This window comes from Flavobacterium piscis (assembly GCF_001686925.1).
In the GTDB taxonomy this organism is placed as follows: domain Bacteria; phylum Bacteroidota; class Bacteroidia; order Flavobacteriales; family Flavobacteriaceae; genus Flavobacterium; species Flavobacterium piscis.
On the sequence record NZ_LVEN01000046.1, the window covers coordinates 298,052 to 322,177 of the forward strand.

The following is a 24,126-nucleotide window of genomic DNA, read 5'->3' on the forward strand; positions in this document are numbered from 1 at the left end:
AGCCCTGATTATTCAGGGCTTTGTTCTTTTTGCATATTGAGTAAATACGCCATATTTGCTATAACGTGATCATGTTTCTTCACAAACGGATTTTCTTCATTCCAGACATACCCTGCCAAAACAGCACAGATTTTTTCTTTTACATCCGGATTTTCAGGCTGATGAAAAAATAAAGTCTGAAGGTTGCCGGTGTACCATTCTTTCACGTAAGTGGTAAAAACAGCAATCCCTTTTTTCATATATTCTGTAAATTCAACTTCCCAGTCTACTTCGATTCCCTGTGATTCTTTAAGATATAATTTTGCTGCCAGCATTCCGGATTCTGTCGCAAACGCAACTCCTGATGAAAAAACAGGATCTAAGAATTCAGAACTATTTCCTGTTAACGCAAAACCATCTCCGTACATTCTTTTTACGGCTCTTGAATAATTTTCTAATTTAACTGGTTCGAATAAAAACTCCGTTCCTTTAAATCTTTTGATATAATAATCTGATTTTTGAATTGCATTGCGCAAAGCCTCGGCATTGTTTTTATTTTCAGATAGTGAATTAATGAAATCCGTTGGACCAACAACTCCTAAACTTGTATTGCCGTTTGAGAAAGGAATTACCCACAACCAAACTTCGGTTTCCAGAATATCAAATGAAATCTGAGTTCCCTCTTCGCCTTCGGTTCTGTTAATATCTTTTACGTGCGTAAATATCGAAGAGTGAGGATCTAATTGAGATGGTGTATCAAGATCTAAAAGTCTTGGTAAAACGCGTCCGTATCCGCTGGAATCGATGATGAAATTGGCATGAATCTCTTTTAGATTTCCGTCCTTATCTTTTACGATGGTTTTAGATTTTTTTCCTTCAAAAGAAACTTCCAATACTTCTGTTTCAAATTCAAGATCAATCCCTTTTCTAATCACTTCCTGCGCCATTGTATTGTCGAAATCAGCTCTTGGCACTTGCCAGGTCCAGTCCCAGCCTTCACCAAATTTTTTACTGAAATCAAAAACGCAAATTTCTTCTCCTCTTATAAAACGGGCACCTAATTTTTTCTCAAAATTCATTGCATCGAGACTTTCAAAAAGCTCAGCCTCTGCAAAATGATCCATTACTCGCGGTATAAGGCTTTCGCCAACGACCAGTCTTGGAAACTTTGTTTTTTCAACAACTTTTATCTTAACATTGTTTTTATGAAGATAAGATGCTGACACACATCCAGAAGGTCCCGCACCAATCACTAAAACATCTACAAACTCCTTTATCATATTAAAAATATTATCAATTATTAGCCTACATTTGCCATCATCAAAATAACTACATTTATTTTGATAAATAAAATTAAATTAGCACAATCAAAACCAGTTTAATGAACACAATTAATGAATATTTAAGTTTAGCAGAATTCGAATCCATTATTTTTGGAAATAACAAAGTTTCGATAAGCGATGCTGTTTTAAACCGAGTAAACGAAAGCTTCAATTTCCTGAAAGAATTTTCAGGAAACAAAGTAATATATGGCGTAAACACTGGTTTTGGACCAATGGCCCAATACCGTATTAAAGAGTCTGACCAAATTCAGCTGCAATACAATTTAATCAGAAGCCACTCTTCAGGAACAGGAAAACCTTTGAGCCCGGTTTGTGCAAAAGCAGCAATTTTAGCGCGTTTAAATACTTTATCATTAGGTAACTCCGGAGTTCATCCGTCAGTAATTCACTTAATGGCAGAATTAATCAACAGAGACATTACGCCTCTTATTTTTGAGCATGGTGGCGTTGGCGCGAGCGGAGATTTAGTACAATTATCACACTTGGCTTTGGTTTTAATTGGTGAAGGCGAAGTTTTTTATAAAGGTGACAGAAGACCAACTCCTGAAGTTTTCGAAATTGAAGGTTTAAAACCCATTCAGGTAGAAATTAGAGAAGGTCTGGCGTTAATAAACGGTACATCTGTAATGACCGGAATTGGAGTTGTAAATGTACACCACGCCAATAAATTATTAGACTGGTCATTAAAAGCTTCTTGTGCGATCAACGAATTGGTTCAGGCGTATGACGATCATTTCTCTGAAGAATTAAACCAAACCAAACGTCATAAAGGACAACAGGAAGTGGCGGCGAGAATGAGACAAAATCTTTCTGACAGTACTTTGATCCGTAAAAGAGAAGACCATTTATATTCAGGAGAAAATACCGAGGAAATTTTCAAGGAAAAAGTTCAGGAATATTATTCATTAAGATGTGTTCCTCAAATTCTTGGACCGGTTTTAGAAACAATAAATAATGTCGCCTCTATTTTAGAGGACGAATTTAACTCGGCAAACGACAATCCTATTATAGATGTAAAAAACAAACACGTTTATCACGGAGGAAATTTTCACGGCGATTATATTTCGCTTGAAATGGATAAACTGAAAATTGTAATTACCAAATTAACAATGTTGGCAGAACGTCAGTTGAATTATTTATTAAATTCAAAAATCAACGAAATTCTTCCTCCATTTGTCAACTTAGGAACATTAGGATTTAATTTCGGGATGCAGGGCGTTCAGTTTACTGCAACCTCAACAACTGCCGAAAGCCAAATGTTGTCTAACCCAATGTATGTGCACAGTATCCCGAACAACAACGACAATCAGGATATTGTAAGTATGGGGACGAATGCGGCGGTTATTACCTCAAAAGTAATCGAAAATTCGTTCGAAGTTTTAGCGATCGAACTCATTACAATTGTTCAGGCAATTGATTATTTAGTTCAAAAAGATCAAATTTCATCGGTAACCAAAAAATGGTACGACGATATTCGAAATATAATTCCTACATTTAAAGAAGATCAGGTGATGTATCCTTTTGTTCAAAAAGTAAAAGATTACCTGATCAACAGTTAAAACTTTATCTTACATTATTAATTGAACCTTAAAAATCATGAAAAAACCACTTATTTTTTTATTCGTATTATTTATTCAATTTGTTAATAGTCAGGAATTGGCTTTAGTTAAAAAGAACGGTAAAATTGGATACATTTCTAAAGATGGAAATTTTAAAATTGAACCTCAATACAAATTAGCAAAAAGTTTTTCTGAAGGTTTAGCCGCTGTTGAAGATAACGGAAAATGGGGATTCATTGATACTAAAGGAACATGGGTAATTCCGGCTACTTTTAAAGACACAAAAGAATTTAATAGCGGCATTGCAGTAGTACAAAAAGATAAGGATTGGGTTTATATCAATACAAAAGGAGAAGTTCAGACACCTCCGCCTACTGAAAAATTATTTGATTTTAATGACGGTGTTGCTTTTATAAGACAAGGAAAAAAAGTGGGATTAATCAATTCAAAAATGGCCGTTGTTCTGGAACCAAAATACGATCAGATCAAATCTTTCGAAAATGGTTATGCAAGAGTAGAGAACAATAAAAAATGGGGAATTATTAATACTTCCGGGAAAGAAGTAGTAGAACCTGTTTATGATGAAATAGGGAATTATTTCAAAAACACAACCTGGGCAAGAAAGGACAAAACTTTTGGACTAGTAAGTTCCGGAAACTTTATTGTAGTTGATGGTGCGGATAAAATCTGGGATTTTGAAATTCAGGATTTAACGTATGCCAGAAAAGGCGGTAAAATTGGTTTTATTGACATGAAAGGAAACTGGACTATTTTGCCTATTTACGACAAAGCAAAAGCGTTCTCTAAAAATTTAGCTCCGGTTTGTATCGGTTCTAAATGGGGATACATCAATCCTAAAGCTGAATTCGTTATTCCGCCAACATACAGTGATGCAGAAGTTTTTAGCTCAAACGGACTGGCTCCTGTAAAAGAAAAAAATTGGGGATTTATCAATGAATCAGGAAAATTGGTAATTCCAACTCAATACGGCATTACAGCAAACGGCTTCGTTATTGCTTTGTTTGTACAACAGGACAAAGGTTTTATTGATGGAATTGCAAGAGTAAAAAATGAAGGCAAATGGGGATTTCTTAGACCAGACGGAACTGTATTAAGCAACCAATGGTTTGAAAACGCTGAACTTTTTTCGAAATCAAAAGAAAGAAACAGCGTAAGTGACGCTCCTGCTGAAAAACCTAAGACAGAAATAAAACCGACAGCAAAGGCAGAAACGAAACCTGCTACAAAACCGACAGCGAAACCTGTAGCCAAAAAGAAAAAATAATAGCTAATAAAACAAGAATAGGGTATCGCGTGTAAAAAAGCGATACCCTATTTTGACCAATAAAAATAAATTCTGCATATGAAATGTGTATTAGTAACTGGTGGTTCACGAGGAATTGGAAGTGCTATTTGTAAAAAATTAGCCGTTGAATCTAGTTATCATATTCTGATAAATTATCATTCGAACAAAACTGCTGCCGAAGAAACACTTCAGGAAATACAAAGATTAGGAGCAACCGGAGAAATCTTAGGTTTTGATGTTTCTAATTATGAAGAAGTGCAAAAAACATTAACGCAATGGCAGGAATTAAATCCTGAAGCGATTGTAGAAGCAATTGTAAACAATGCCGGAATTACCAAAGATGGTCTTTTTATGTGGATGACTCCCGAAGACTGGAACGGAGTTGTAAATACAAGTTTGAACGGATTTTTTAATGTAACGCAATTTTTTATTCAAAAAATGTTGCGCAACAAATATGGCCGAATCGTAAATATGGTTTCGGTTTCGGGCGTAAAAGGAACGGCCGGACAAACCAATTATTCGGCTGCAAAAGGTGCAATTGTTGCGGCTACAAAAGCTCTGGCTCAAGAAGTTGCCAAAAGAAATATTACCGTAAATGCTGTAGCTCCAGGTTTTATAAGAACCGATATGACAAGCCAGTTAGACGAAAAAGAATTATTAAAGCTAATTCCGGTAAATCGTTTTGGCGAAGCCGAAGAAGTAGCAGATTTGGTAAGCTTTTTGATTTCAAAAAAAGCAAGCTACATTACAGGAGAAATTATCAATATAAACGGAGGGATATATTCTTAATAGTTCTATGTTTGCGAGATTATTTTAAGTTTTTTTAAACTTCGAAAATTGCTCGCAAAAGCGAAGAGTCGCAAAGTTTTATTCAAAAAAACAAAAACAAAAAGAAGAACTTTGCGACTCTGCTCCCGATAGCTATAGGGATTGCGAGATTCAAAAAATTACACTTTAAAAATATTACTTTAAAAGACGATGAATAAGAGAGTTGTAATTACTGGAATGGGAATTTATTCTTGTATCGGAACTTCTTTAGAGGAAGTAAAAGAATCTTTATACAACGGAAAATCGGGTATTCAGTTTGATCCTGAAAGAAAAGAATTTGGTTTTCAATCAGCCCTTACGGGAGTGGTTCCAAAAGCTGATCTGAAAAATTTATTGACCCGAAGACAACGTATGAGCATTGGTGAAGAAACCGAGTATGCTTATATGGCTACAATCGAAGCATTGAGAAATGCTAATATTGATGATGATTTTTTTGACAATCGCGAAGTAGGTATTATGTACGGAAATGATAGTGTTTCAAAAGCTATTATCGAAGCTACAGATATTGTCCGTGAGAAAAAAGATACCGCATTGATAGGTTCCGGAGCCATTTTTAAATCGATGAATTCTACGGTAACGATGAATTTATCTACAATTTTCAAACTGCGCGGCATCAATCTTACCATAAGTGCAGCCTGCGCAAGTGGATCACATTCTATAGGTTTGGCTTATTTTTTAATAAAAAGTGGATTTCAGGATATTATTATTACCGGAGGAGCTCAGGAAATCAACAAATTTGCGATGAGCAGTTTTGATGGATTAGGTGTTTTTTCGAACAGAGAAAATGAACCTGAAAAAGCTTCCCGCCCTTTTGATGCCGATCGCGACGGATTAATTCCTAGTGGCGGTGGTGCAACTTTAATTCTCGAAAGTTACGAATCTGCAATAGCTCGTGGCGCTAACATTATTGCCGAAGTTGTCGGTTACGGATTTTCATCAAACGGAGGACACATCTCGACTCCCAATGTCGAAGGTCCATCTATAGCCATGCAACGAGCGCTTGACGACGCCCAATTGAAAGCAACTGATATTGATTATATAAATGCCCATGCAACCTCAACACCTGTTGGAGACGGTAATGAAGCCAAAGCCATCTTTGAAGTTTTTGGCGAGAAAAACCCGTATGTAAGTTCGACAAAATCAATGACAGGACATGAATGTTGGATGGCCGGCGCGAGCGAAGTAATTTATTCGATCTTAATGATGCAGCACGATTTCATTGCTCCAAACATCAATTTAGACAATCCTGATGAAGATGCTGCCAAATTAAATTTGGTCAAAACTACTTTAAACAAAAAATTTGACATATTTTTGTCCAATTCCTTCGGGTTCGGAGGAACCAACTCTGCGTTGGTGGTTAAAAAGTTTAAATTAAACGATGAATAAAGAAGAGATTATAGCAAAAATAAATGGTTTTTTAGTTGAGGAGTTTGAAGTAGATAATGATGATATTGAACCAGATGCTAATTTAAAAGATACACTTGGGTTAGATAGTTTGGACTATGTTGATTTAGTCGTTTCGATCGAAGCCAACTTTGGTGTAAAACTGGTTGAAGTTGATTTCGTTGGAATTGATTCTTTCCAAAGTTTTTATGATCTTATCGAAAACAAATTAAAAGCCAAAACTGCTTAATGAGCAAATGGGATGGCAAATCAAAAGGAACTGTTTTAGGATATAAAATATTCGTTTTTCTTATAAAAAAAGCGGGTATTAAAGCTGCTTATGTTTTACTTTATTTTGTCGCTTCTTACTATTTTTTATTTCTAAAGAAAAGTAACAAAGCCATTTCTTATTATTTTAAAGAAAGACTTGGGTATTCCTGGTTAAAATCTAAAAAAATGGTTTTCAAAAGTTATTACACTTTTGGACAGACCATTATTGATAAAATTTCCATTTCGGCAGGAATGCGAAATAAATTCACCTATGAATTTGACGGAATTGAAACGCTGAAAAATCTTTTGGCAGAAAAAAAAGGAGGCGTATTAATCAGTGCACATATTGGAAATTTTGAAATTGCCGAACATTTTTTAGGCGATATCGACATCGATTTTCAAATTAATCTGGTTACGACAGATCTCGAACATTCTGCTATTAAGAATTATCTGGAAAGTGTTACTCAAAAACCTACCGTTAAGTTTATTATTATCAGAGAAGATTTGTCTCATATTTTTGAGATCAATGCAGCACTTTCGAAAAACGAACTGGTTTGTTTTACCGGCGATCGTTATTTTGAAGGTACCAAATCACTTTCTGAAAAAATACTTGGTCAGGAAGCCAACTTTCCCGCAGGTCCGTTTTTAATTGCTTCAAGATTAAAAGCCCCTGTAGTATTTGTGTATGTCATGAAAGAGCAAAACCTGCATTATCACTTGTATGCACGTGAAACTGTAGTAAAACATCGTGACGAAAAAGGATTATTGAAAGCGTATATTGAAAGCCTGGAATCTATGCTGGCAAAATATCCTTTGCAATGGTTCAACTACTTTGATTTTTGGAATCAATTGAAATCAAAATAAACAATTATAAGGCAGATTTAACCGCAAAGTCCGCAAAGTTTTTTATATCATGTTATGTTTAGAAAACACAAAGTTCGCAAAGCTTTGTATTGATTTAGCTTTGCGAACTTTGTGTTTTTATAAAATCTGATGTGCATAAAAACTTTGCGAACTTTGCGGTTAAAATCGAAGCCAATTTCAGATTTTATTAAATTAATCTGCGCTTATCAGCTGAAATCTTTTTAAATCTGCGTGAAAAAATAATTCGTGAATTCGTGGCAAAAAGTAAAAATCATTTAATTAAATGTCGTTCTTTTATACCTTACAATTCTTAAAGCAAAATATGCAGGAATTTGACACAATAATTATTGGTTCAGGAGTCGGAGGATTATCTACGGCGATATGTCTTGCAAGAGCCGGACAAAAAGTTTTGGTACTCGAGCAACACTATGTTCCCGGTGGCTGGAGTCATAGTTTTACCTTAAAAGGACAGCGTTTTAGTCCGGGCGTGCATTATGTAGGTCAGCTTGAAGAAGGACAATCTACCAATGAATTGTATCGCGGTTTAGGAATTGCCAATGACATGGTTTTCTTTAGAATGAACAAAAACGCTTACGAACATTGTTTGATTGGTGATGAAACTTTCGATTTGCCCGCAGGAGCCGAAAATCTCAAGAAAACACTTTCCAATCATTTTCCACACGAAGAAAAAAATATCAACGAATATCTTTCATTAGTACAAAAAGTGAGTTACGAATTGCAACTGATTCCAACACTCAAAGGTTTCTGGCAAAATATTACCGTTCCGTTTCGCACCAAACATTTTGGCAAATTTGCGCTCTTTCCTTTAAAAAAAGTAATTGGCTGGCATGTAAAAGATCCCAAATTAAAGGCCGTCCTTAACATTCAGTGTGGCGATCACGGGCTTCCGCCAAGTCGGGCTTGTTTTCCTGTACATTGTTCTGTAATGAGTCATTATTTTGATGGTGGATTTTATCCCATGGGCGGAGGCGGAGGCATCGTAAAAGCCATGACAAACGGTGTAAAAAGACATAACGGAGAAATCCGCGTAAAACAAAATGTTCACAAAATCATTATCGAAAATAAAAAAGCAATAGGCATTCAGCTTGAAAATGGTGAAGAAATACGAGCCAAAAATATTGTTTCGAATGCGGATCCATCTATTACTTATCTCAATTTAATTGATAAAGAACATTTAAGCAAATCTCTTCTTAAGAAATTAGAGAAGACAAAATATTCCGTTACTTCTTTGATTTTATTCTTGACGCTTGACATTGATGTTACTTTATATAATATCGATTCGGGAAATTTCTGGATGATGAAAGATGAAAACGACGATGCTAATTTTGAAGATTTAATGGGCACCAATATTGATTCCGGAGATTCATTTCCTTCGGTCTTTATAAGTTGTACAACGCTTAAAGATCCGGCAAGTTTTAATGGACGTTATCATAATTTTGAAATTGTAACCTACGTTAATTATGATCACTTAAAAGATTTTAATGGTTTAGAGGATTATCACAACGAAGAATACAAAATTTTCAAAGAAAAAATCGTCAATAAACTGATGAACAATCTCGAAAAAATAATCCCAAATGCGAAGCAACATATTATTCAGGCCGAATTAGGAACTCCAAAAACCAATGAATTTTACATCAATTCGACAAAAGGAAATGTGTACGGAACCGAAAAAACATTAAATCAGGTTGGTCCTTTCTCATATAAAAACAAAACCGAAATAGAAAACCTGTTTCTTTGTGGTGCTTGTACACTGTCTCACGGCGTTGCGGGAGCGACTTATTCCGGTCTTGCCGCAGCGGCTGCAATTTTGGGCTGTACTTCTGATGATTTATTAATTGAAGACGAAAATCAAAAAATAAGAATCTATGATGCCGAAGATTCTACTACATGGCCAGATTGGGTTCATACAAAGCGATCCGATAAAATGCGGAAATTCGTTTAAAAAAAATACTTATTTTTGCGCAACCACCTAAGCCATTAACCCAAATGAAAAATGTTCTTGTTATTTATTATTCACAATCTGGACAATTAGGAGAAATTGCACGAAATATTGCAAAACCTTTTCTTAATTCAGAAGAAATAAATGTAAAGTTTCACGAAATACAATTAGAAAAACCTTTCCCCTTTCCTTGGGATAAAGATTCTTTTTTTGATGCTTTCCCGGAATCTTTCCTTCAAATTCCAACTGAATTAAAACCCGTTGCAGAAGATATTTTAAATACAAAATTCGATTTGGTATTGTTTCATTATCAGGTTTGGTATTTATCGCCATCGATTCCTATCAATTCATTTTTGAAAAGTGATGATGCCAAAAAGATACTCAACAATACACCTGTTGTTACCATAAGCGGTTCACGAAATATGTGGATTATGGCGCAGGAAAAAGTAAAAACATTGCTTAAAGAAGCCAATGCGCAATTGGTAGGAAATGTAGCATTGGTAGATCGCGTTGGAAATTTAATAAGTGTAATTACGATTGTAGAATGGATGTTCTCCGGAGTGAAGAAAAAATATCTTGGGATCTTTCCTTTACCTGGAGTTTCAGATAAAGATATTCAGGAGTCAGATAAATTTGGAGAAGTTATTGTTTCGGCATTAAACCAAAATAATTTTGAAGAATTACAGCCAAAATTGCTCGCAATTGGTGCCGTAAAAATCAGTCCGTATCTGGTAACTGTAGACAAAACCGCGAATAAAATTTTCGATAAATGGTCGAATTTGATTTATAAACATCAAAAAAACAGAAAACAGCTTCTTAAAGTATTTAATGTTTATTTATTCCTCGCAATATGGTTAATCTCACCAATAGTCTATATATTGCACCTTATTACCTACCCTTTTAAGTTAAAAACTATAAAAAAAGAAACTCGATATTATCAAGGAGTTTAGAAGACGAAATTAGATTATGTTTGAAGTATATATTACAAAGGCCGCAAAGTATTTGCCAAATGAAGCTGTTTCTAATGATGAAATGGAAGAATATTTAGGACTCATCAATGATGCCGCTTCTAAAGCAAGACGCATTATTTTGCGCAATAATAAAATTACAAGTCGTTATTACGCCATAGATAAAACAGGGAAAAGCACGCATAACAATGCCGAATTAACCCGAAATGCCGTTGTACAATTATTTGATGAAAACTTTACAGCTCAGGATCTTGAAGTACTTTCATGCGGAACCTCAACACCTGATGTTTTCCTGCCTTCGCATGCTGCAATGGTCCACGGATTATTAAAAAATAAATCGGTAGAATTAAATTCTTCAACTGGTGTTTGTTGCGCCGGAATGAATTCATTAAAATTTGGTTTTCTGTCGATAAGATCGGGAAATTCAAAAAATGCCATTTGCACAGGATCAGAAAAAGTGTCATCATGGTTAAATGCTCAAATGTACAATCATGAAGCAGCAAACCTAAAAAGCCTTGAAGAGCAACCTATTATCGCTTTCAAAAAAGATTTTCTACGTTGGATGCTGTCTGACGGAGCAGGAGCTTTTTTATTAGAAAATAAACCAAGAGGTCCAATTTCTCTAAAAATCGAATGGATGGAAGCTTTTTCGTATGCCTACGAATTAGAAACCTGCATGTATGCCGGCGGAGATAAATTAGAAAATGGCGAAATTAAATCATGGAGCGATTATCCTCCGGAACAATGGTTAAACGAATCGGTTTTTGCCATTAAACAAGATGTAAAATTATTGGATGAATTTATACTTGCTAAAGGAGCGGAAAGTATGAGCGATGCCATGTCTAAAAATAATATTGGTGCAGACCAGGTCGATTATTTTATTCCTCACGTTTCTTCTAACTTTTTTGTCGAAGGTTTAAAGAAAGGATTAACGGAAAAAGGAATCGGAATGGCGGATGAAAAATGGTTCATGAATCTTTCAAGAGTGGGTAATGTAGGTTCTGCCTCTATTTATCTTGCTTTGGAAGAATTAATGAATTCAGGAAATTTAAAAAAGGGAGATCGCATTCTTCTTTCTGTTCCTGAAAGCGGAAGATTCTCGTTTGCTTATGCTTATTTAACCGTTTGCTAATGGAGACGATATTACTTTTAGAAAAAGAAGCTGTCGAAAATTTACTGCCGCAAAAGTTTCCTTTTGTGATGGTCGATAAAATGTACTCGTATACCGAAACCTCCTTAATTGCCGGTTTAGAAATTAAAAACGACAACATATTTTTTGATAATGATACTTTTCTTGAAGCAGGTTTAATCGAACATATGGCGCAATCTGTGGCTTTGCATACAGGTTATCAATTTTTCTTGAAAAACGAAACAGCGCCAACAGGATATATTGGTTCTATTAAGGAAATTGAGATTAAAAAGTTGCCAAAAATTAATGATACGATTCAATCTACGATAACTATTTTGCAGGAATTTGCAGGAATTACTTTGGTAGATGTGGTAACATATTTGAATAATGAAGAAATTGCTAACGGACAAATGAAAACTGTTTTAGCGAAATGATAGCAGCAATGAAAACCGGAGTTGATATACAAAATTACTTACCGCACCGAGCACCAATGCTTATGGTGGATTTAATTTTGGATATAGATGCCAACTTCGTAGAAACCACCTTTCTGATAAAAGAGGATAATGTTTTTATCGATAATAACGTTTTTATCGAAGCGGGCTTAATCGAAAACACCGCACAGACCTGTTCGTCTATTGTAGGCAAAAAGTATTTTTTTGACGAAGACGGTACCGAAAATGAAAACGTAAATGTATTGGGTTTTATCAGCGCGATAAAAAACCTTAAAATACATTTGCTGCCAAAAGTGGGTGATACGATTATTACCAAAGCAACTTTGGTTTCAAAATTCGAAGGCGACGATTATACATTATGTACCATGCGCTGCGCAAGTATATGGGGGCATAAATTACTTTTAGAATGCGAAATTAATTTGTTCATTCAGAAGATAGTTTCAGTGTAAATGAATACTAAGAAGATCATTTTACACCTATTAATCCGGATTGGGATTTTAGTTCTTATGGTTGGATCTGTTTTTTTAATTTGGTATCTTACCTTTGATCGTCATTCACATTGCCATGGAGATGACCACAAACATTTTGATACTGGTTTAGGATTTTTTATTATGGAATTTATGGCAGTCCTGTTTTTTTATTTTGGACTTGTAATAGAAATGATTTATTTATTTGTGAAAGAAAAACAAAATTTAGGCTTCGCAAATCTGGGGTTTTTAATAATTAGTTTATGTATCGCATTAGCTTTATATATCTAATAAATTAATAATGAAATGGAAAAAGAAAAAGTACCACAAGATAAAAGCAACTTAACAAAAAACAACGTTAAAGAACTTTTGTACGCAACCGATGAAAACGGAGATTATACTACAACTCTAAGTACCGGCTGGGAACCCAAAACTATCGCACTTTCGAATTCTATTGATGAAATAAACGAGCGAATCGCCGAAGCAAAAATGCAAGTCGAAATTGGCGAAGTAAGCCCTATTGTTTACTATATGGAAGTCAATAAAATGGATCTTACTATTTTATCCAGTTATGTTGGAATATGGAAATGGCGTGTAAAAAGGCATTTTAAACCTACCGTTTTTGCCAAATTAAGCGATTCCATTTTAAAGAAATATGCCGATGCTTTTGAAATTTCAATAGCAGAATTAAAAAACATTAAAAAAGACTAATGCAAATCAATTTCACACATCATCAATCTGCTCATTGTGAGAACGGAGTAGCTTCCAATTTGTTAAAAAACAACGGACTGAACATCAGCGAACCGATGGTTTTTGGTATTGGCTCTGGACTTTTTTTCGTGTATTTGCCTTTTATAAAAGTAAATCACGCGCCTGCAATTAGCTATAGAACTTTGCCGGGACAAATTTTTAATAAACTGGCCAATCGTTTAAATTTAAAAATAAAAAGACAAAAATTTTCTTCTCCCGCAAATGCAAATAAAGCTTTGGATGAAAATTTAAAAAATAACATTCCAACCGGATTACAAGTTGGCGTGTATCATTTGAGTTATTTTCCTGATGAATACCGCTTTCATTTCAACGCACACAATTTGGTCATTTACGGAAAAACCGAAACCGATTATTTGGTCAGCGATCCTGTGATGGAAACCGTTACGACTTTAACGCATGACGAATTAGACAAAGTGCGTTTTGCCAAAGGTGCTTTTGCTCCAAGAGGACAAATGTATTACCCGATTCAGATTCCGAAAGAGGTTGATTTAAAAAGTGCGATCATCAAAGGAATCAAAAATACCTGTCGTGATATGTTGGCACCAATGCCTATTATTGGTGTACGCGGAATAAAATTCGTATCGAAACAAATCCGTAAATGGCCTGTAAAACACGGCACCAAAAAAGCCAATCATTATCTGGCACAAATGGTTCGTATGCAGGAAGAAATAGGAACCGGCGGCGGAGGTTTTCGTTTTATATATGCCGCTTTTTTACAAGAAGCTTCAGTTATTTTAGGTAACGAAGAATTGAAAATTCTTTCGAAAGAAATGACCTTGATTGGAGATTCATGGCGTGATTTTGCTGTAGAAGCTTCCAGAATTTACAAAAACCGAAGTGCCAAAGAAGATGCTTACAATTCCATTGCCGATGAACTTTTGAGCATCGCCAACAGAGAAGAAATCTTTTTCAAAAAACTAAAAAAAGCCATTAGCTAATATATTTTGCAACCAATTATAAAAATAGAATCCCTTTCGAAAAAGTACAAAGATGCAGACCAGTATTCTTTGAACAACGTTTCGCTGGATATCAACGAAGGACAGATTTTTGGTTTATTGGGCCCGAACGGTGCCGGGAAAACCACTTTAATCTCCATGCTTTGCGGATTGATCAAACCAACCTCAGGACATTTTACGATTGATGGACTGAATTACACGAATCATTCTTCAAAAATCAAAAAAATTATTGGCGTTGTTCCGCAAGAATATGCTTTATATCCCACTTTGACCGCGAGAGAAAATCTCCATTATTTTGGAAGTATGTACGGATTGAAAGGTACTTACTTAAAAGATAAAGTTGTTGAAACTTTAGATCTTTTGGGTTTACTAAAATTCGCCGACAAACGTATCGAAACTTTTTCAGGCGGAATGAAACGAAGAGTCAATTTGATTGCCGGAATTCTGCACAAACCTAAAGTTTTATTTCTGGACGAACCAACCGTTGGTGTTGATGTTCAGTCTAAAAATGCCATTATCGATTACTTAAAAGTTTTAAACCAAAACGGAACTACGATTATATATACGTCGCATCATTTGGCTGAAGCCGAAGATTTTTGTACCAATATCGCCATTCTGGACCGAGGCAGAATTTATGCGCAGGGAACGCCGTCAAGTTTAATTGATGCTACAACTGAAGCACGCAATCTTGAAGAAGTTTTTATTTCATTAACCGGTAAAGATTTTAGAGATGGTCAATAAAATTTGGATGTCGGTTGTAAAAGAATTTCTCCTGCTTAAACGAGATTTAGGCGGATTGATTATTCTGTTTATCATGCCATTGGTTTTGGTAATCACGGTAACTTTAATTCAGGACAGTACTTTTAAAACCATTAGCGATAATAAAATTCCGATTTTATTGGTCGATAAAGACAACGGTTCTGTATCGAAAACTGTTTTTGACAATCTTGTAAAAAGCAATTTATTTAGCGTTGTCACACAAATCGACAACAAACCCATTACCGAAGAAGTTGCCAAAGAAGCTGTTTACAAAGGAAAATTTCAGTTGGCAATTGTAATTCCGAAAGATTTAAGCGTTGATTTACAAGCTAAAATCGATCAGAATGTTCAGAACATTATTAGTAAAATGGGCTTAACCGAAACCGATAGTACTGCACAGACTGAAAAACCCAAAGTAATAAAGGAAAAAGAAGTGAAATTGTATTTTGATCCTGCGGTTCAGATGAGTTTCAAAAATGCCGTAATGAGTTCGATTGACAAAATGATTTCTCAAATCGAAAGCAAATCTATTTACACCACTTTCGAAAATCAATTAGGAGAAGGAACTACAGAATTTGAGCAAAAAAGTTTCATTACTTTCAAAGAAATAATCCCGAAAATAAACAACAAAGAAGTCCGTCCCAACTCGGTACAACACAATGTTCCGGCCTGGACACTTTTTGCGATATTTTTTATCGTGATTCCGTTGTCTATTAATATAGTAAAAGAAAAATCACAAGGAACATTCGTTCGTTTATTGACCAATCCGGTTTCTAATTTAGTGGTGATTATTGGTAAAACCATTACCTATTCCGCCATTTGTATGATTCAGTTTTATATGATGGTGGCTGTGGCGGTGTTTTTATTCCCGCATATTGGTTTGCCTTCCCTAAATATCGAAGGACATTTATTTTTAATGAGTGTCGTGGCTTTATTTTCTGGTTTCGCTGCCATAGGTTTCGGAATTTTATTAGGAACTGTAGCTAACACACAAGAACAATCAGCACCTTTTGGCGCAACAAGTGTACTTATTCTCGCTGCCGTTGGTGGTGTTTGGGTACCTGTTTTTGCCATGCCAACGATCATGCAATATATCGCCAAATCGTCACCCATGAACTGGGGATTAGAAGCTTTCTATGATGTTTTATTACGCAACGTTTCTTTCCTCGAAATCATCCCAAAAATAAGTTTGTTATTTTTGTTCTTTATTATCACAACATCCATTGCCTTATTTTATGACAAAAAGAAAAGAACAGTATAACGAAGCCACTGAACTAACCGTTTCTCACGAAATCAGAATTCGTTTTAACGAAACTGATCCGCTTGGAATCGTTTGGCACGGAAACTATATCACCTATTTTGAAGATGGACGAGAAGCGTTTGGCCGCCAACACGGACTTACCTATTTGGATATTGGTAATACCGGTTATACAACGCCAATCGTAAAATCGAAATGTGAGCATAAATTGTCTTTACGCTACGGCGATGTCGTAACCATAGAAACAACGGTTGTAGATACTCCCGCTGCCAAAATGATCTATCGTTTTAGAATTATAGATGCAAAAGGCGAAGTGGCCTGCACCGGAGAAACCGTTCAGGTATTTTTAGACGGCGACGGAAATTTAATGTTGACCAATCCTCCTTTTTACGAAGAATGGAAACGAAAAGTGGGGTTATTAAAATAAAAGACAAACACGAATTTTCACGAATTAAAAATTAATAAAAATCCGCGTTAATCCGTTTAATCCGTACAATCTGTGGCCCATTTAGCAGCCAGAAAAAAAGATAAAATGATAAGAGAAGTATATATCAACGAAACGAATTGTATTACGCCTTTAGGTTTTGATGTTGCATCAAACATTGAAGCAATTGTTCGCGGCGATTCTGGTATTCAATTGCATCAGGATATTGCTTTAATGCCAATTCCGTTTTACGCTTCGATTATTAGTACTGAAAAAATAAATAGTGCTTTTGAAAAAATCAGCACTGAAAATAAATATTCCCGTTTAGAGAAAATGATGATTTTGGCTTTAGAGCCAATTATCAAAAAATCAGGAATTGAATTAAATTCAAAAACTGCCTTTATACTTTCGACTACAAAAGGAAATGTTACAGCTTTAAAAAATGATTCAGAGGAAAGTTTCAATAGTGCACATTTAGATGTTTTGGCAAAAAATGTTGCGGATTTCTTCAACTTCCAAACACAACCAATTGTCGTTTCAAACGCTTGTGTTTCTGGAATTTTAGCAGTTTCAGTTGCTAAAAGAATGATTCAGTCTGAGTTGTACGATAATGTATTTGTTGTAGCCGGAGATGAAGTTTCAGAATTTGTTTTGTCCGGTTTTAATTCTTTTCAGGCGATGAGTGAATTGCCTTGTAAACCGTATTCTAAAAACAGAACCGGCGTAAGTTTAGGAGAAGCAACGGCTGCTGTTTTAATTTCGGCGAATCCGGCAACCGCAAAAATAAAAGTGATTGGGGATAGTTCGATAAATGATGCGAACCATATTTCGGGTCCATCAAGAACGGGTGAAGGTTTGTTTAGAAGTATTCAGAATGCTTTGAAAGAAGCTCAAATTGAAGCGGACAAAATCGATTATATTTCAGCACACGGAACAGCAACTCCATTCAACGACGAAATGGAAGCCATTGCATTGAATCGTTTGGGTTTACAAAACGTTCCTATAAATAGTTTAAAAGGTTTTTACGGTCACACCTTAGGCGCTTCGGGATTATTAGAAACCGTAATTGGGATAGAATCAGTAAATCAAAATATGCTTTTTGAATCGAAAGGTTTTGATGAAATGGGGGTTAGTGAATCTATAAATGTTATTGAGAAAAATGAAGAGGCTAATATTGAGTATTTTTTGAAAACGGCTTCTGGATTTGGAGGTTGTAATACGGCTGTGGTTTTTGAAAAGATGAAATGAAATGGAAAATCAAACTAATTGGACACCGTTCCCAGACGATGATTTACTTGGCTTAACAGATAAAAATCAAATCAATGAGTTTGAAGCGTCCGGAATTGCAAAAGCCGAGCTTTATACTTTTGAATTAGAAACTGATGTTGAGATTTCAACATCGCTTGTATTGGAAATTCATAAAATTGCATTTGAACAACTTTACGATTGGGCTGGAAAATGGAGAATCACAGAAGTTTCTGTTGGACAACTAATCCCTCCAAAACCTGTAATGATTCTACAAGCAATGTACCAATTTTTGAATAATCTAAATTTTAAGATTTCAATTTCTAAAAGTATTGATGATCACATTGATTGCTTAGTTTATGCTCATTATGAATTTATAAAAATTCATCCTTTTAATAATGGTAATGGTAGAACGGGAAGGATTTTAATGAATCTTATTGCTTTAAAATTTGGATATCAACCTTTAGAATTATACTATAGAGAAGGAGAAAGCAGGAAATTTTATATCAATGCGATGAAGGCTGCTGACAATGGAGATTATAAATTAATAACCCAATTAATTAGTGAAGAACTGGTTTCCTTTTAATTCTTTCTCTTTTAAAATGGCATCGACAATTTTAACAACTTTACTCTTCGAAACCTGTTGGTCTTCTAAAGACATTGTAGAAAATACAGTATCCGTAAGTACTTTTGACAAAAAGCTTTTCTGTTTTAACTGTGGATATTTTTCGTAGAATTTCATAACTTGACAAAGTTACAAAAAATAATGACTCAAAAAACTAACATACAATCCTACATCACCATCCAAAACAACGAAATTGTTTTGAACGGAACCTCTATATTCAAAATAGAACCAACCGATTTTGGTGATTTTTCTAAACAAGCGTATCGCAATTTTGACATTCAATATCCAAAGTTTTTCAAAATGGATGCTTTGAGCAAATTGGCTTTTTTAGGATCTGAATTGCTTTTGAGTCCTATAAATTGTACTGAACAAGAAAACAATATCGCTTTGGTTTTGGCCAATAAATCATCGAGTTTAGATACAGATGTCAAGTATCAGGAATCTATTTCGGATAAAGAAAATTACTTTCCGAGTCCTGCGGTTTTTGTTTATACGCTGCCAAATATTTGTCTGGGTGAAATAAGTATTCGTCATCAGCTTAAAAGTGAGAATTCTTTCTTTATATTTGATGCTTTCAATACTGAATTTCTGTTTAACTATTCAGAGATTCTGTTAAACACAAATAAAGCCGATATGGTTCTTTGTGGCTGGGTAGAATTTTTTAATGACAATTACAAAGCCTTTCTTTGCACCATTAGTAAAGAAGAAAACGAAAAATATAAAAACGAAAATATCAATACATTATATAATAAATAATCATGGAAGCATTAAAAGAAGAATTAAAAAATAAAATCATTACGACTCTTAATCTTGAAGATATCACAATCGAAGATATTGCTGATAACGATCCTTTGTTTGGAGACGGTTTGGGTTTGGACTCGATTGATGCGCTTGAATTGATCGTGATTTTAGATAAAGATTACGGAATTAAATTAGTAGACCCAAAAGAAGGAAAAACCATTTTTCAGTCGATCGAAACTATGGCAGCGTATATTAGCGCGAACAGAACAAAATAAGACTGCTTAGACTTGCTTAGATTTTTAGACAACTTAGACAAAAATGTCTAAATCTAGAAATTACAAAATCTAAGAAGTCTAATATCTAATAATCTAAGCAAGTCTAAAAATCTAATAATCTAAGCAAGTCTAAAAATGAAAGGTGTTGCAATAACCGGAATGGGAATTATCTCTTCGATTGGAAATTCAGTCGGGGAAAATTATATTTCACTGATCGAAAATAAAATTGGCATTTCTCGGATCACTAATATTTCGACAGTTCATGCGGATGTTATTAAAGTGGGCGAAATCAAAAAAACCAATGAAGAGTTGATTGCTGAATTGGGATTAGACAGCGATAATAACTTTTCGAGAACGGCAATGATCGGTACTTTGGCGGCCAAACAAGCTGTTGAAAATGCCGGAATTACTTCGATAAACGAATTCAGAACCGGGCTTATTTCGGCTACAAGTGTGGGCGGAATGGACATGACTGAAAGACATTATTACGATTATTTCAAACACCCTGAACTGGTTAAATATATTGCTTGTCACGATGGCGGCGATGTTGCGGAGAAAATTGCCGAAGAACTAGGTTTAAAAGGCATCGTTACCACTATTAGTACCGCTTGTTCGTCTGCTGCCAACGCAATTATGCTGGGCGCAAGATTGATAAAAACCGGAAAATTAGATCGCGTAATTGTAGGCGGAGCCGATGGTTTGGCTAAATTTACGATTAACGGATTCAAAACTTTGATGATTTTATCAGACGATTTCAACAAACCTTTCGACAACGAACGAAAAGGGTTAAACCTTGGTGAAGCCGCTGCTTATTTGGTTTTAGAGTCAGATGAAATTGTAGAGAAACAAAACAAGAAAGTTTTGGCAAGAGTTTCGGGTTACGGAAATGCAAATGATGCTTTTCACCAAACTGCTTCTTCAGAAAATGGTGATGGCGCTTATCTAGCGATGAAAAAAGCCTTTGAAGTTTCGGGTTTAAAACCTTCTGAAATTGATTATATCAACGTACACGGAACAGCAACTCCCAACAACGATCTGTCTGAAGGAAGAGCTATAAAGAGAATTTATCAGGACGAGAAAGTGCCGGATTTCAGTTCAACAAAACCTTTTACCGGACATACTTTGGCAGCAGCCGCTGCGATTGAAGCGGTTTACAGTGTTTTGGCAATTCAGAATAATGTGGTGTATCCAAATTTGAATTTCGAAAATCAGATGGAAGAATTTGATTTAACGCCACAGACTACTTTAAAAAATAAAACTATCGAACACGTTTTATCCAACTCTTTTGGGTTTGGAGGAAATTGTTCCACTCTTATATTTTCAAAAAGCTAAAATGAAAAAAACATATATAAATGGAGTAGGCTGTATTTCGACTCAAAAAACATTTGATACTGTTTTTTTAGAAGAAGCTATTGTCAATCATGACGAAAATGTACTGGCAATCGTTCCGCCGGTTTACAAAGACTACATTTCGCCTGCCGCCAGCAGACGAATGGCAAAAGGTGTGAAAAACGGAATCGTTGCTTCGGCCTTAGCGATGAAGGATGCAAATGTCGAAAAAGTTGATGCTATCATTACCGGAACCGGTTTAGGATGCATCGAAGATTCTGAGAAATTCCTGAAAAGCATTCTGGATAATAACGAAGAATTTTTAACACCAACTTCATTTATTCAATCGACTCATAATACTGTTGGGGCGCAAATCGCTTTGTTGCAGCAATGTAAAGGCTATAATTTTACGTATGTAAATGGCGCTGTTTCTTTTGAGTCGGCTCTTTTAGATGCTAAAATGCAAATTGAAGAAGAGGAAGCACAATCTGTTTTAGTGGGCGGAGTGGATGAAAATGGCGAATACACAACCGCACTTTTTAAATTGTCAGGACGTATAAAACCAGACAATCAACAACCTTATAATCTTTTAGATTCTGATACCAGCGGAGCAGTTTATGGCGAAGGTGCAAGTTTTTTTGTTTTAGAAAATGAACGAAAAGAAACGACTTATGCTGAAGTTCTGGATATTGCAATTGTAAATACGCTGGAAGAAAACGAAATTGAAGCCGAAATTAAATCTTTCCTGAAATCGAATAATTTAGAGATTTCAGACATTGACGCTTTAGTTTTAGGTTTTGACGGAAATGTAGATTTCGAAAATTATTATAGAAATCTTACTGAAAATGCTTTCGCAGAAACGCCTGTTTTGTATTATAAACATTTGTGCGGAGAATACGACACGGCTTCAGCTTTTGCTTTTTGGATGGCAGCAAAAATTATTAAAACTCAGGAAATTCCTGAAATCATAAAAGTAAATTCGGTAGAAAAATCAGTTTACAATACCATTTTATTGTACAACCAATTAAATGGAAAAAACCACAGTTTTACGTTAATCACAAAATGATAACGCACAAAAACATATCACTATTTTTTCTCTTTTTATTGCTTTTATTATTTCTTCTGAATTTTTATACGGCAATAAACATATGGTGGTTTGTTGTGGTTATTTTAATTTGGCTGGGAATAAACGCTATTGGTTCTGCCCGAATTGCATCTAATTATCATGTAAAAGCGTTCTGCAATAATCCGTTAGAAACAGAGAAAAAAATTGCGATTACGTTTGATGACGGACCTGGTATTTTTACTTTAGAAGTTTTAGAACTACTGAAAAAATACAATGTAAAAGCGACTTTCTTTTGCATTGGGAAAAATATCGAAGCACATCCTGAAATTCTCCAACAAATTATTGCTGACGGACATTTGGTGGGAAATCATTCGTACTCTCATTCTAAATTTTTTGATTTTTATAATGCTGGAAAGATTCGGGAAGAAATTGAGAAAACTGATCTTCTTTTAGAAAAATATACTTCCAAAAAAACAAACTTTTTTCGTCCGCCTTACGGAGTTACAACGCCTTCGATTAGAAGAGCTTTGCAACAAACCGGACATAAAGTGATTGGCTGGAACATTCGATCGCTTGATGGCGGAACAAAAAATAAGGAATTGATTTTCAATCGCATTATAAAACGGGTTTCTCCCGGCGGAATTGTACTTTTGCACGACACGGCATCACACTCTGTTTTGGTACTGGAACGGTTTTTGCAATTTTTACAGCAAAACAATTATAAAGTGATTTCGACCGAAGAACTTTTGAATCTTAAAGCTTATAATATGGAACGCGAATAAAGCAGATTCGCTAAAGCGAAAACGCTGATGAAAACGGATTTTATTCAATTTAATGATAATCAGTGTTACTCATTTATCCCGATAGCTATCGGGAGTGGCAAAAAATTTTAAGCACAATTTTTACAAAATATGAAAACTAAAATAGCTCTACTTATTCTATTTATTTCGAGCAATTTGTTTGCTCAGGAACAAAAAATGACTGCTGCAGAAATTGCTTCTTTTAAAGAAGATGTAAATGTAGTTTCGAAAAAAATCAAAACCTTAAGTACTGATTTCGTGCAATACAAACATTTGGATTTTTTATCGAAAGACATTGAAACTTCTGGCAAAATGATTTTTAAAGAACCCAGTCTTTTGCAATGGCAATATAAAAAACCGTACAATTATAGTATTGTTTTTAAAAACGGAAAAATCCTCATTAATGACGAAGGCAAGAAAAGCGCGGTTGATATTGGCAACAGCAAAATCTTTGGCCGCATCAATAAATTAATCGTGGGCAGCGTAAGCGGAAATATGTTTGACGACAAAGAATTTACGATTTCGTACTTTAAAGTAAAAGGTCAGAATCTGGCAAAATTTGTTCCGAAAGATGCTACGCTGAAAAAATACATTAAGCAAATCGAACTGACTTTTGATAAAGAAGAAGCCACCGTTGTTCAGGTAAAATTATTAGAATCATCTGAAGATTATACCCGAATTGTACTTAAAAATAAAGTGATCAATGCAAAAATCGACGATTCAGTTTTTACTAATTAATTGCTTTCTGGCAATTATTTTAGTTTCGTGTGGCTCGGTCACCAAAAATTATACGCCTAAAAAATTAGACAAAACGTCTTATGAAGTTCCCTATTTTTCAGATTCAAAAACCGATTATGTTTACAAAACAAACATCACGGTTTACGGAAATGAAATCAGCGGAATTTTTATTGCCAAAAAAATAAATGACACTGTTCATCGCATCGTTTTCACAACTGAATTTGGGAACAAATTATTAGATTTTGAAATCTCTGATAACACTTTCAAAGTTAACTCAATTGTTTCAGAATTAGATCGAAAAATACTCATCAATACTTTAAAAGAAGATTTTAGATTATTGCTCAAAAAAGAATATCTGATTCAGGAACAATTTGAAAATGACTCGGATAATATTTATAAATCGAAAGATGGAAAACGCGACAATTATCTTTTCATCTCAAAAAAAGATCATCGATTAGAGAAAGTCGTTCATTCATCCCAAACAAAAGAAAAATTTACGCTGACATTTACTTCAGAAAACAATATTTTTGCCGAAAAGATTCAGATTATTCATCAGAATATTAAATTGAAAATTGAACTGAATTATTTTAAATCAGAATAAAAAATTTAAACTATTCATAAACTTTAAATC

At 34.8% G+C, this 24,126-nt stretch carries 27 protein-coding genes; 25 read left to right on the plus strand and 2 right to left on the minus strand.

Translation table 11 applies throughout. The features are described 5' to 3' along the window. Window positions 1–8: 8 nt before the first annotated feature. Window positions 9–1,259, minus strand: a complete 1,251-nt coding sequence (locus FLP_RS22380; RefSeq protein WP_065451711.1) for an NAD(P)/FAD-dependent oxidoreductase — start codon at window positions 1,257–1,259, stop codon at window positions 9–11. A gap of 101 nt (window positions 1,260–1,360) precedes the next feature. Between FLP_RS22380 and flxA the strand changes: the two genes are divergently transcribed. The 18 genes from flxA to FLP_RS22475 all read left to right on the plus strand — a co-directional run bounded on the left by flxA (window position 1,361) and on the right by FLP_RS22475 (window position 18,507). Next, complete coding sequence (flxA, locus tag FLP_RS22385) at window positions 1,361–2,881, plus strand: flexirubin biosynthesis tyrosine ammonia-lyase FlxA (RefSeq protein WP_065451712.1); 1,521 nt, start codon at window positions 1,361–1,363, stop codon at window positions 2,879–2,881. Window positions 2,882–2,918: 37 nt separating this feature from the next. After that, window positions 2,919–4,166, plus strand: coding sequence for a WG repeat-containing protein (locus tag FLP_RS22390; RefSeq protein WP_065451713.1), 1,248 nt, complete (start codon window positions 2,919–2,921; stop codon window positions 4,164–4,166). Between the two features lie 78 nt (window positions 4,167–4,244). Further along, complete coding sequence (gene flxB / locus FLP_RS22395; protein ID WP_065451714.1) at window positions 4,245–4,976, plus strand: flexirubin biosynthesis SDR family reductase FlxB; 732 nt, start codon at window positions 4,245–4,247, stop codon at window positions 4,974–4,976. Window positions 4,977–5,165: 189 nt separating this feature from the next. After that, window positions 5,166–6,401 carry a beta-ketoacyl-[acyl-carrier-protein] synthase family protein gene (locus FLP_RS22400; protein ID WP_065451715.1) on the plus strand — a complete coding sequence of 412 codons (1,236 nt, stop codon included), beginning with the start codon at window positions 5,166–5,168 and terminating at the stop codon, window positions 6,399–6,401. Further along, complete coding sequence (locus FLP_RS22405; RefSeq protein ID WP_065451716.1) at window positions 6,394–6,648, plus strand: acyl carrier protein; 255 nt, start codon at window positions 6,394–6,396, stop codon at window positions 6,646–6,648. The genes FLP_RS22400 and FLP_RS22405 overlap by 8 nt, the downstream gene beginning before the upstream one ends. Next, window positions 6,648–7,532 (plus strand): lysophospholipid acyltransferase family protein, encoded by an 885-nt coding sequence (locus FLP_RS22410; RefSeq protein WP_065451717.1) that lies wholly within the window; start codon window positions 6,648–6,650, stop codon window positions 7,530–7,532. The genes FLP_RS22405 and FLP_RS22410 overlap by 1 nt, the downstream gene beginning before the upstream one ends. 283 nt (window positions 7,533–7,815) lie before the next feature. Further along, window positions 7,816–9,495 carry a phytoene desaturase family protein gene (locus FLP_RS22415; protein ID WP_244894302.1) on the plus strand — a complete coding sequence of 560 codons (1,680 nt, stop codon included), beginning with the start codon at window positions 7,816–7,818 and terminating at the stop codon, window positions 9,493–9,495. 44 nt (window positions 9,496–9,539) lie between these two features. Continuing rightward, a complete protein-coding gene (locus FLP_RS22420; protein WP_065451719.1) occupies window positions 9,540–10,442 on the plus strand; it encodes an NADPH-dependent FMN reductase family protein in 903 nt (300 codons plus the stop codon). Between the two features lie 16 nt (window positions 10,443–10,458). After that, entirely contained in the window at window positions 10,459–11,592 is a 1,134-nt protein-coding gene (gene darB, locus FLP_RS22425; RefSeq protein WP_065451720.1) for a dialkylresorcinol biosynthesis protein DarB, read from the plus strand. Further along, window positions 11,592–12,023, plus strand: coding sequence for a hotdog family protein (locus FLP_RS22430; protein WP_065451721.1), 432 nt, complete (start codon window positions 11,592–11,594; stop codon window positions 12,021–12,023). The genes darB and FLP_RS22430 overlap by 1 nt, the downstream gene beginning before the upstream one ends. Before the next feature lie 8 nt (window positions 12,024–12,031). Beyond that, the gene (locus FLP_RS22435; protein WP_065452011.1) at window positions 12,032–12,490 is read left to right on the plus strand and encodes a hotdog family protein; all 459 of its coding nucleotides are present in this window, start codon (window positions 12,032–12,034) and stop codon (window positions 12,488–12,490) included. Between the two features lie 324 nt (window positions 12,491–12,814). After that, a complete protein-coding gene (gene DarG / locus FLP_RS22445; protein ID WP_065451723.1) occupies window positions 12,815–13,219 on the plus strand; it encodes a flexirubin biosynthesis protein DarG in 405 nt (134 codons plus the stop codon). Continuing rightward, window positions 13,219–14,217, plus strand: coding sequence for a BtrH-related acyltransferase DarH (gene darH / locus FLP_RS22450; protein ID WP_065451724.1), 999 nt, complete (start codon window positions 13,219–13,221; stop codon window positions 14,215–14,217). The genes DarG and darH overlap by 1 nt, the downstream gene beginning before the upstream one ends. Window positions 14,218–14,223: 6 nt before the next feature. Then, the gene (locus tag FLP_RS22455; protein WP_065451725.1) at window positions 14,224–14,976 is read left to right on the plus strand and encodes an ABC transporter ATP-binding protein; all 753 of its coding nucleotides are present in this window, start codon (window positions 14,224–14,226) and stop codon (window positions 14,974–14,976) included. Beyond that, window positions 14,966–16,255, plus strand: a complete 1,290-nt coding sequence (locus tag FLP_RS22460) for an ABC transporter permease (RefSeq protein ID WP_065451726.1) — start codon at window positions 14,966–14,968, stop codon at window positions 16,253–16,255. The genes FLP_RS22455 and FLP_RS22460 overlap by 11 nt, the downstream gene beginning before the upstream one ends. Then, entirely contained in the window at window positions 16,230–16,679 is a 450-nt protein-coding gene (locus FLP_RS22465) for an acyl-CoA thioesterase (RefSeq protein ID WP_065451727.1), read from the plus strand. The genes FLP_RS22460 and FLP_RS22465 overlap by 26 nt, the downstream gene beginning before the upstream one ends. Window positions 16,680–16,784: 105 nt before the next feature. Further along, complete coding sequence (locus tag FLP_RS22470) at window positions 16,785–17,924, plus strand: beta-ketoacyl synthase N-terminal-like domain-containing protein (RefSeq protein WP_065452012.1); 1,140 nt, start codon at window positions 16,785–16,787, stop codon at window positions 17,922–17,924. Window position 17,925: 1 nt separating this feature from the next. Continuing rightward, complete coding sequence (locus FLP_RS22475; protein ID WP_065451728.1) at window positions 17,926–18,507, plus strand: Fic family protein; 582 nt, start codon at window positions 17,926–17,928, stop codon at window positions 18,505–18,507. On the opposite strand, the gene FLP_RS22480 is transcribed toward FLP_RS22475, so the two are convergent. Beyond that, window positions 18,478–18,618 (minus strand): hypothetical protein, encoded by a 141-nt coding sequence (locus tag FLP_RS22480; RefSeq protein WP_165606704.1) that lies wholly within the window; start codon window positions 18,616–18,618, stop codon window positions 18,478–18,480. The genes FLP_RS22475 and FLP_RS22480 overlap by 30 nt on opposite strands. A gap of 69 nt (window positions 18,619–18,687) precedes the next feature. On the opposite strand from FLP_RS22480, the gene FLP_RS22485 reads away from it, so the two are divergent. The 7 genes from FLP_RS22485 to lolB2 all read left to right on the plus strand — a co-directional run bounded on the left by FLP_RS22485 (window position 18,688) and on the right by lolB2 (window position 24,096). After that, entirely contained in the window at window positions 18,688–19,302 is a 615-nt protein-coding gene (locus FLP_RS22485) for a beta-ketoacyl-[acyl-carrier-protein] synthase family protein (RefSeq protein WP_065451730.1), read from the plus strand. A gap of 2 nt (window positions 19,303–19,304) precedes the next feature. After that, entirely contained in the window at window positions 19,305–19,562 is a 258-nt protein-coding gene (locus FLP_RS22490; protein WP_012023174.1) for a phosphopantetheine-binding protein, read from the plus strand. Window positions 19,563–19,697: 135 nt separating this feature from the next. Beyond that, complete coding sequence (locus FLP_RS22495; protein WP_065451731.1) at window positions 19,698–20,894, plus strand: beta-ketoacyl-[acyl-carrier-protein] synthase family protein; 1,197 nt, start codon at window positions 19,698–19,700, stop codon at window positions 20,892–20,894. 1 nt (window position 20,895) lies between these two features. Beyond that, window positions 20,896–21,957, plus strand: coding sequence for a beta-ketoacyl synthase N-terminal-like domain-containing protein (locus FLP_RS22500; RefSeq protein WP_065451732.1), 1,062 nt, complete (start codon window positions 20,896–20,898; stop codon window positions 21,955–21,957). A gap of 95 nt (window positions 21,958–22,052) precedes the next feature. Beyond that, entirely contained in the window at window positions 22,053–22,739 is a 687-nt protein-coding gene (locus tag FLP_RS22505; RefSeq protein ID WP_243397579.1) for a polysaccharide deacetylase family protein, read from the plus strand. A gap of 129 nt (window positions 22,740–22,868) precedes the next feature. After that, window positions 22,869–23,495, plus strand: a complete 627-nt coding sequence (gene lolA2 / locus FLP_RS22510) for a flexirubin biosynthesis/transport protein LolA2 (protein ID WP_065451734.1) — start codon at window positions 22,869–22,871, stop codon at window positions 23,493–23,495. Continuing rightward, complete coding sequence (lolB2, locus tag FLP_RS22515) at window positions 23,461–24,096, plus strand: flexirubin biosynthesis protein LolB2 (protein WP_065451735.1); 636 nt, start codon at window positions 23,461–23,463, stop codon at window positions 24,094–24,096. The genes lolA2 and lolB2 overlap by 35 nt, the downstream gene beginning before the upstream one ends. Window positions 24,097–24,126: the final 30 nt, after the last annotated feature.

What these genes read in the sequence shown, in the direction of transcription:
- FLP_RS22380 (WP_065451711.1), bottom strand. Translation starts at nt 1,259, where the DNA reads ATGATAAAGGAGTTTGTAGATGTTTTAGTGATTGGTGCGGGACCTTCT.
- flxA (WP_065451712.1), top strand. Translation starts at nt 1,361, where the DNA reads ATGAACACAATTAATGAATATTTAAGTTTAGCAGAATTCGAATCCATT.
- FLP_RS22390 (WP_065451713.1), top strand. Translation starts at nt 2,919, where the DNA reads ATGAAAAAACCACTTATTTTTTTATTCGTATTATTTATTCAATTTGTT.
- flxB (WP_065451714.1), top strand. Translation starts at nt 4,245, where the DNA reads ATGAAATGTGTATTAGTAACTGGTGGTTCACGAGGAATTGGAAGTGCT.
- FLP_RS22400 (WP_065451715.1), top strand. Translation starts at nt 5,166, where the DNA reads ATGAATAAGAGAGTTGTAATTACTGGAATGGGAATTTATTCTTGTATC.
- FLP_RS22405 (WP_065451716.1), top strand. Translation starts at nt 6,394, where the DNA reads ATGAATAAAGAAGAGATTATAGCAAAAATAAATGGTTTTTTAGTTGAG.
- FLP_RS22410 (WP_065451717.1), top strand. Translation starts at nt 6,648, where the DNA reads ATGAGCAAATGGGATGGCAAATCAAAAGGAACTGTTTTAGGATATAAA.
- FLP_RS22415 (WP_244894302.1), top strand. Translation starts at nt 7,816, where the DNA reads ATGTCGTTCTTTTATACCTTACAATTCTTAAAGCAAAATATGCAGGAA.
- FLP_RS22420 (WP_065451719.1), top strand. Translation starts at nt 9,540, where the DNA reads ATGAAAAATGTTCTTGTTATTTATTATTCACAATCTGGACAATTAGGA.
- darB (WP_065451720.1), top strand. Translation starts at nt 10,459, where the DNA reads ATGTTTGAAGTATATATTACAAAGGCCGCAAAGTATTTGCCAAATGAA.
- FLP_RS22430 (WP_065451721.1), top strand. Translation starts at nt 11,592, where the DNA reads ATGGAGACGATATTACTTTTAGAAAAAGAAGCTGTCGAAAATTTACTG.
- FLP_RS22435 (WP_065452011.1), top strand. Translation starts at nt 12,032, where the DNA reads ATGAAAACCGGAGTTGATATACAAAATTACTTACCGCACCGAGCACCA.
- DarG (WP_065451723.1), top strand. Translation starts at nt 12,815, where the DNA reads ATGGAAAAAGAAAAAGTACCACAAGATAAAAGCAACTTAACAAAAAAC.
- darH (WP_065451724.1), top strand. Translation starts at nt 13,219, where the DNA reads ATGCAAATCAATTTCACACATCATCAATCTGCTCATTGTGAGAACGGA.
- FLP_RS22460 (WP_065451726.1), top strand. Translation starts at nt 14,966, where the DNA reads ATGGTCAATAAAATTTGGATGTCGGTTGTAAAAGAATTTCTCCTGCTT.
- FLP_RS22465 (WP_065451727.1), top strand. Translation starts at nt 16,230, where the DNA reads ATGACAAAAAGAAAAGAACAGTATAACGAAGCCACTGAACTAACCGTT.
- FLP_RS22470 (WP_065452012.1), top strand. Translation starts at nt 16,785, where the DNA reads ATGATAAGAGAAGTATATATCAACGAAACGAATTGTATTACGCCTTTA.
- FLP_RS22475 (WP_065451728.1), top strand. Translation starts at nt 17,926, where the DNA reads ATGGAAAATCAAACTAATTGGACACCGTTCCCAGACGATGATTTACTT.
- FLP_RS22485 (WP_065451730.1), top strand. Translation starts at nt 18,688, where the DNA reads ATGACTCAAAAAACTAACATACAATCCTACATCACCATCCAAAACAAC.
- FLP_RS22490 (WP_012023174.1), top strand. Translation starts at nt 19,305, where the DNA reads ATGGAAGCATTAAAAGAAGAATTAAAAAATAAAATCATTACGACTCTT.
- FLP_RS22495 (WP_065451731.1), top strand. Translation starts at nt 19,698, where the DNA reads ATGAAAGGTGTTGCAATAACCGGAATGGGAATTATCTCTTCGATTGGA.
- FLP_RS22500 (WP_065451732.1), top strand. Translation starts at nt 20,896, where the DNA reads ATGAAAAAAACATATATAAATGGAGTAGGCTGTATTTCGACTCAAAAA.
- lolA2 (WP_065451734.1), top strand. Translation starts at nt 22,869, where the DNA reads ATGAAAACTAAAATAGCTCTACTTATTCTATTTATTTCGAGCAATTTG.
- lolB2 (WP_065451735.1), top strand. Translation starts at nt 23,461, where the DNA reads ATGCAAAAATCGACGATTCAGTTTTTACTAATTAATTGCTTTCTGGCA.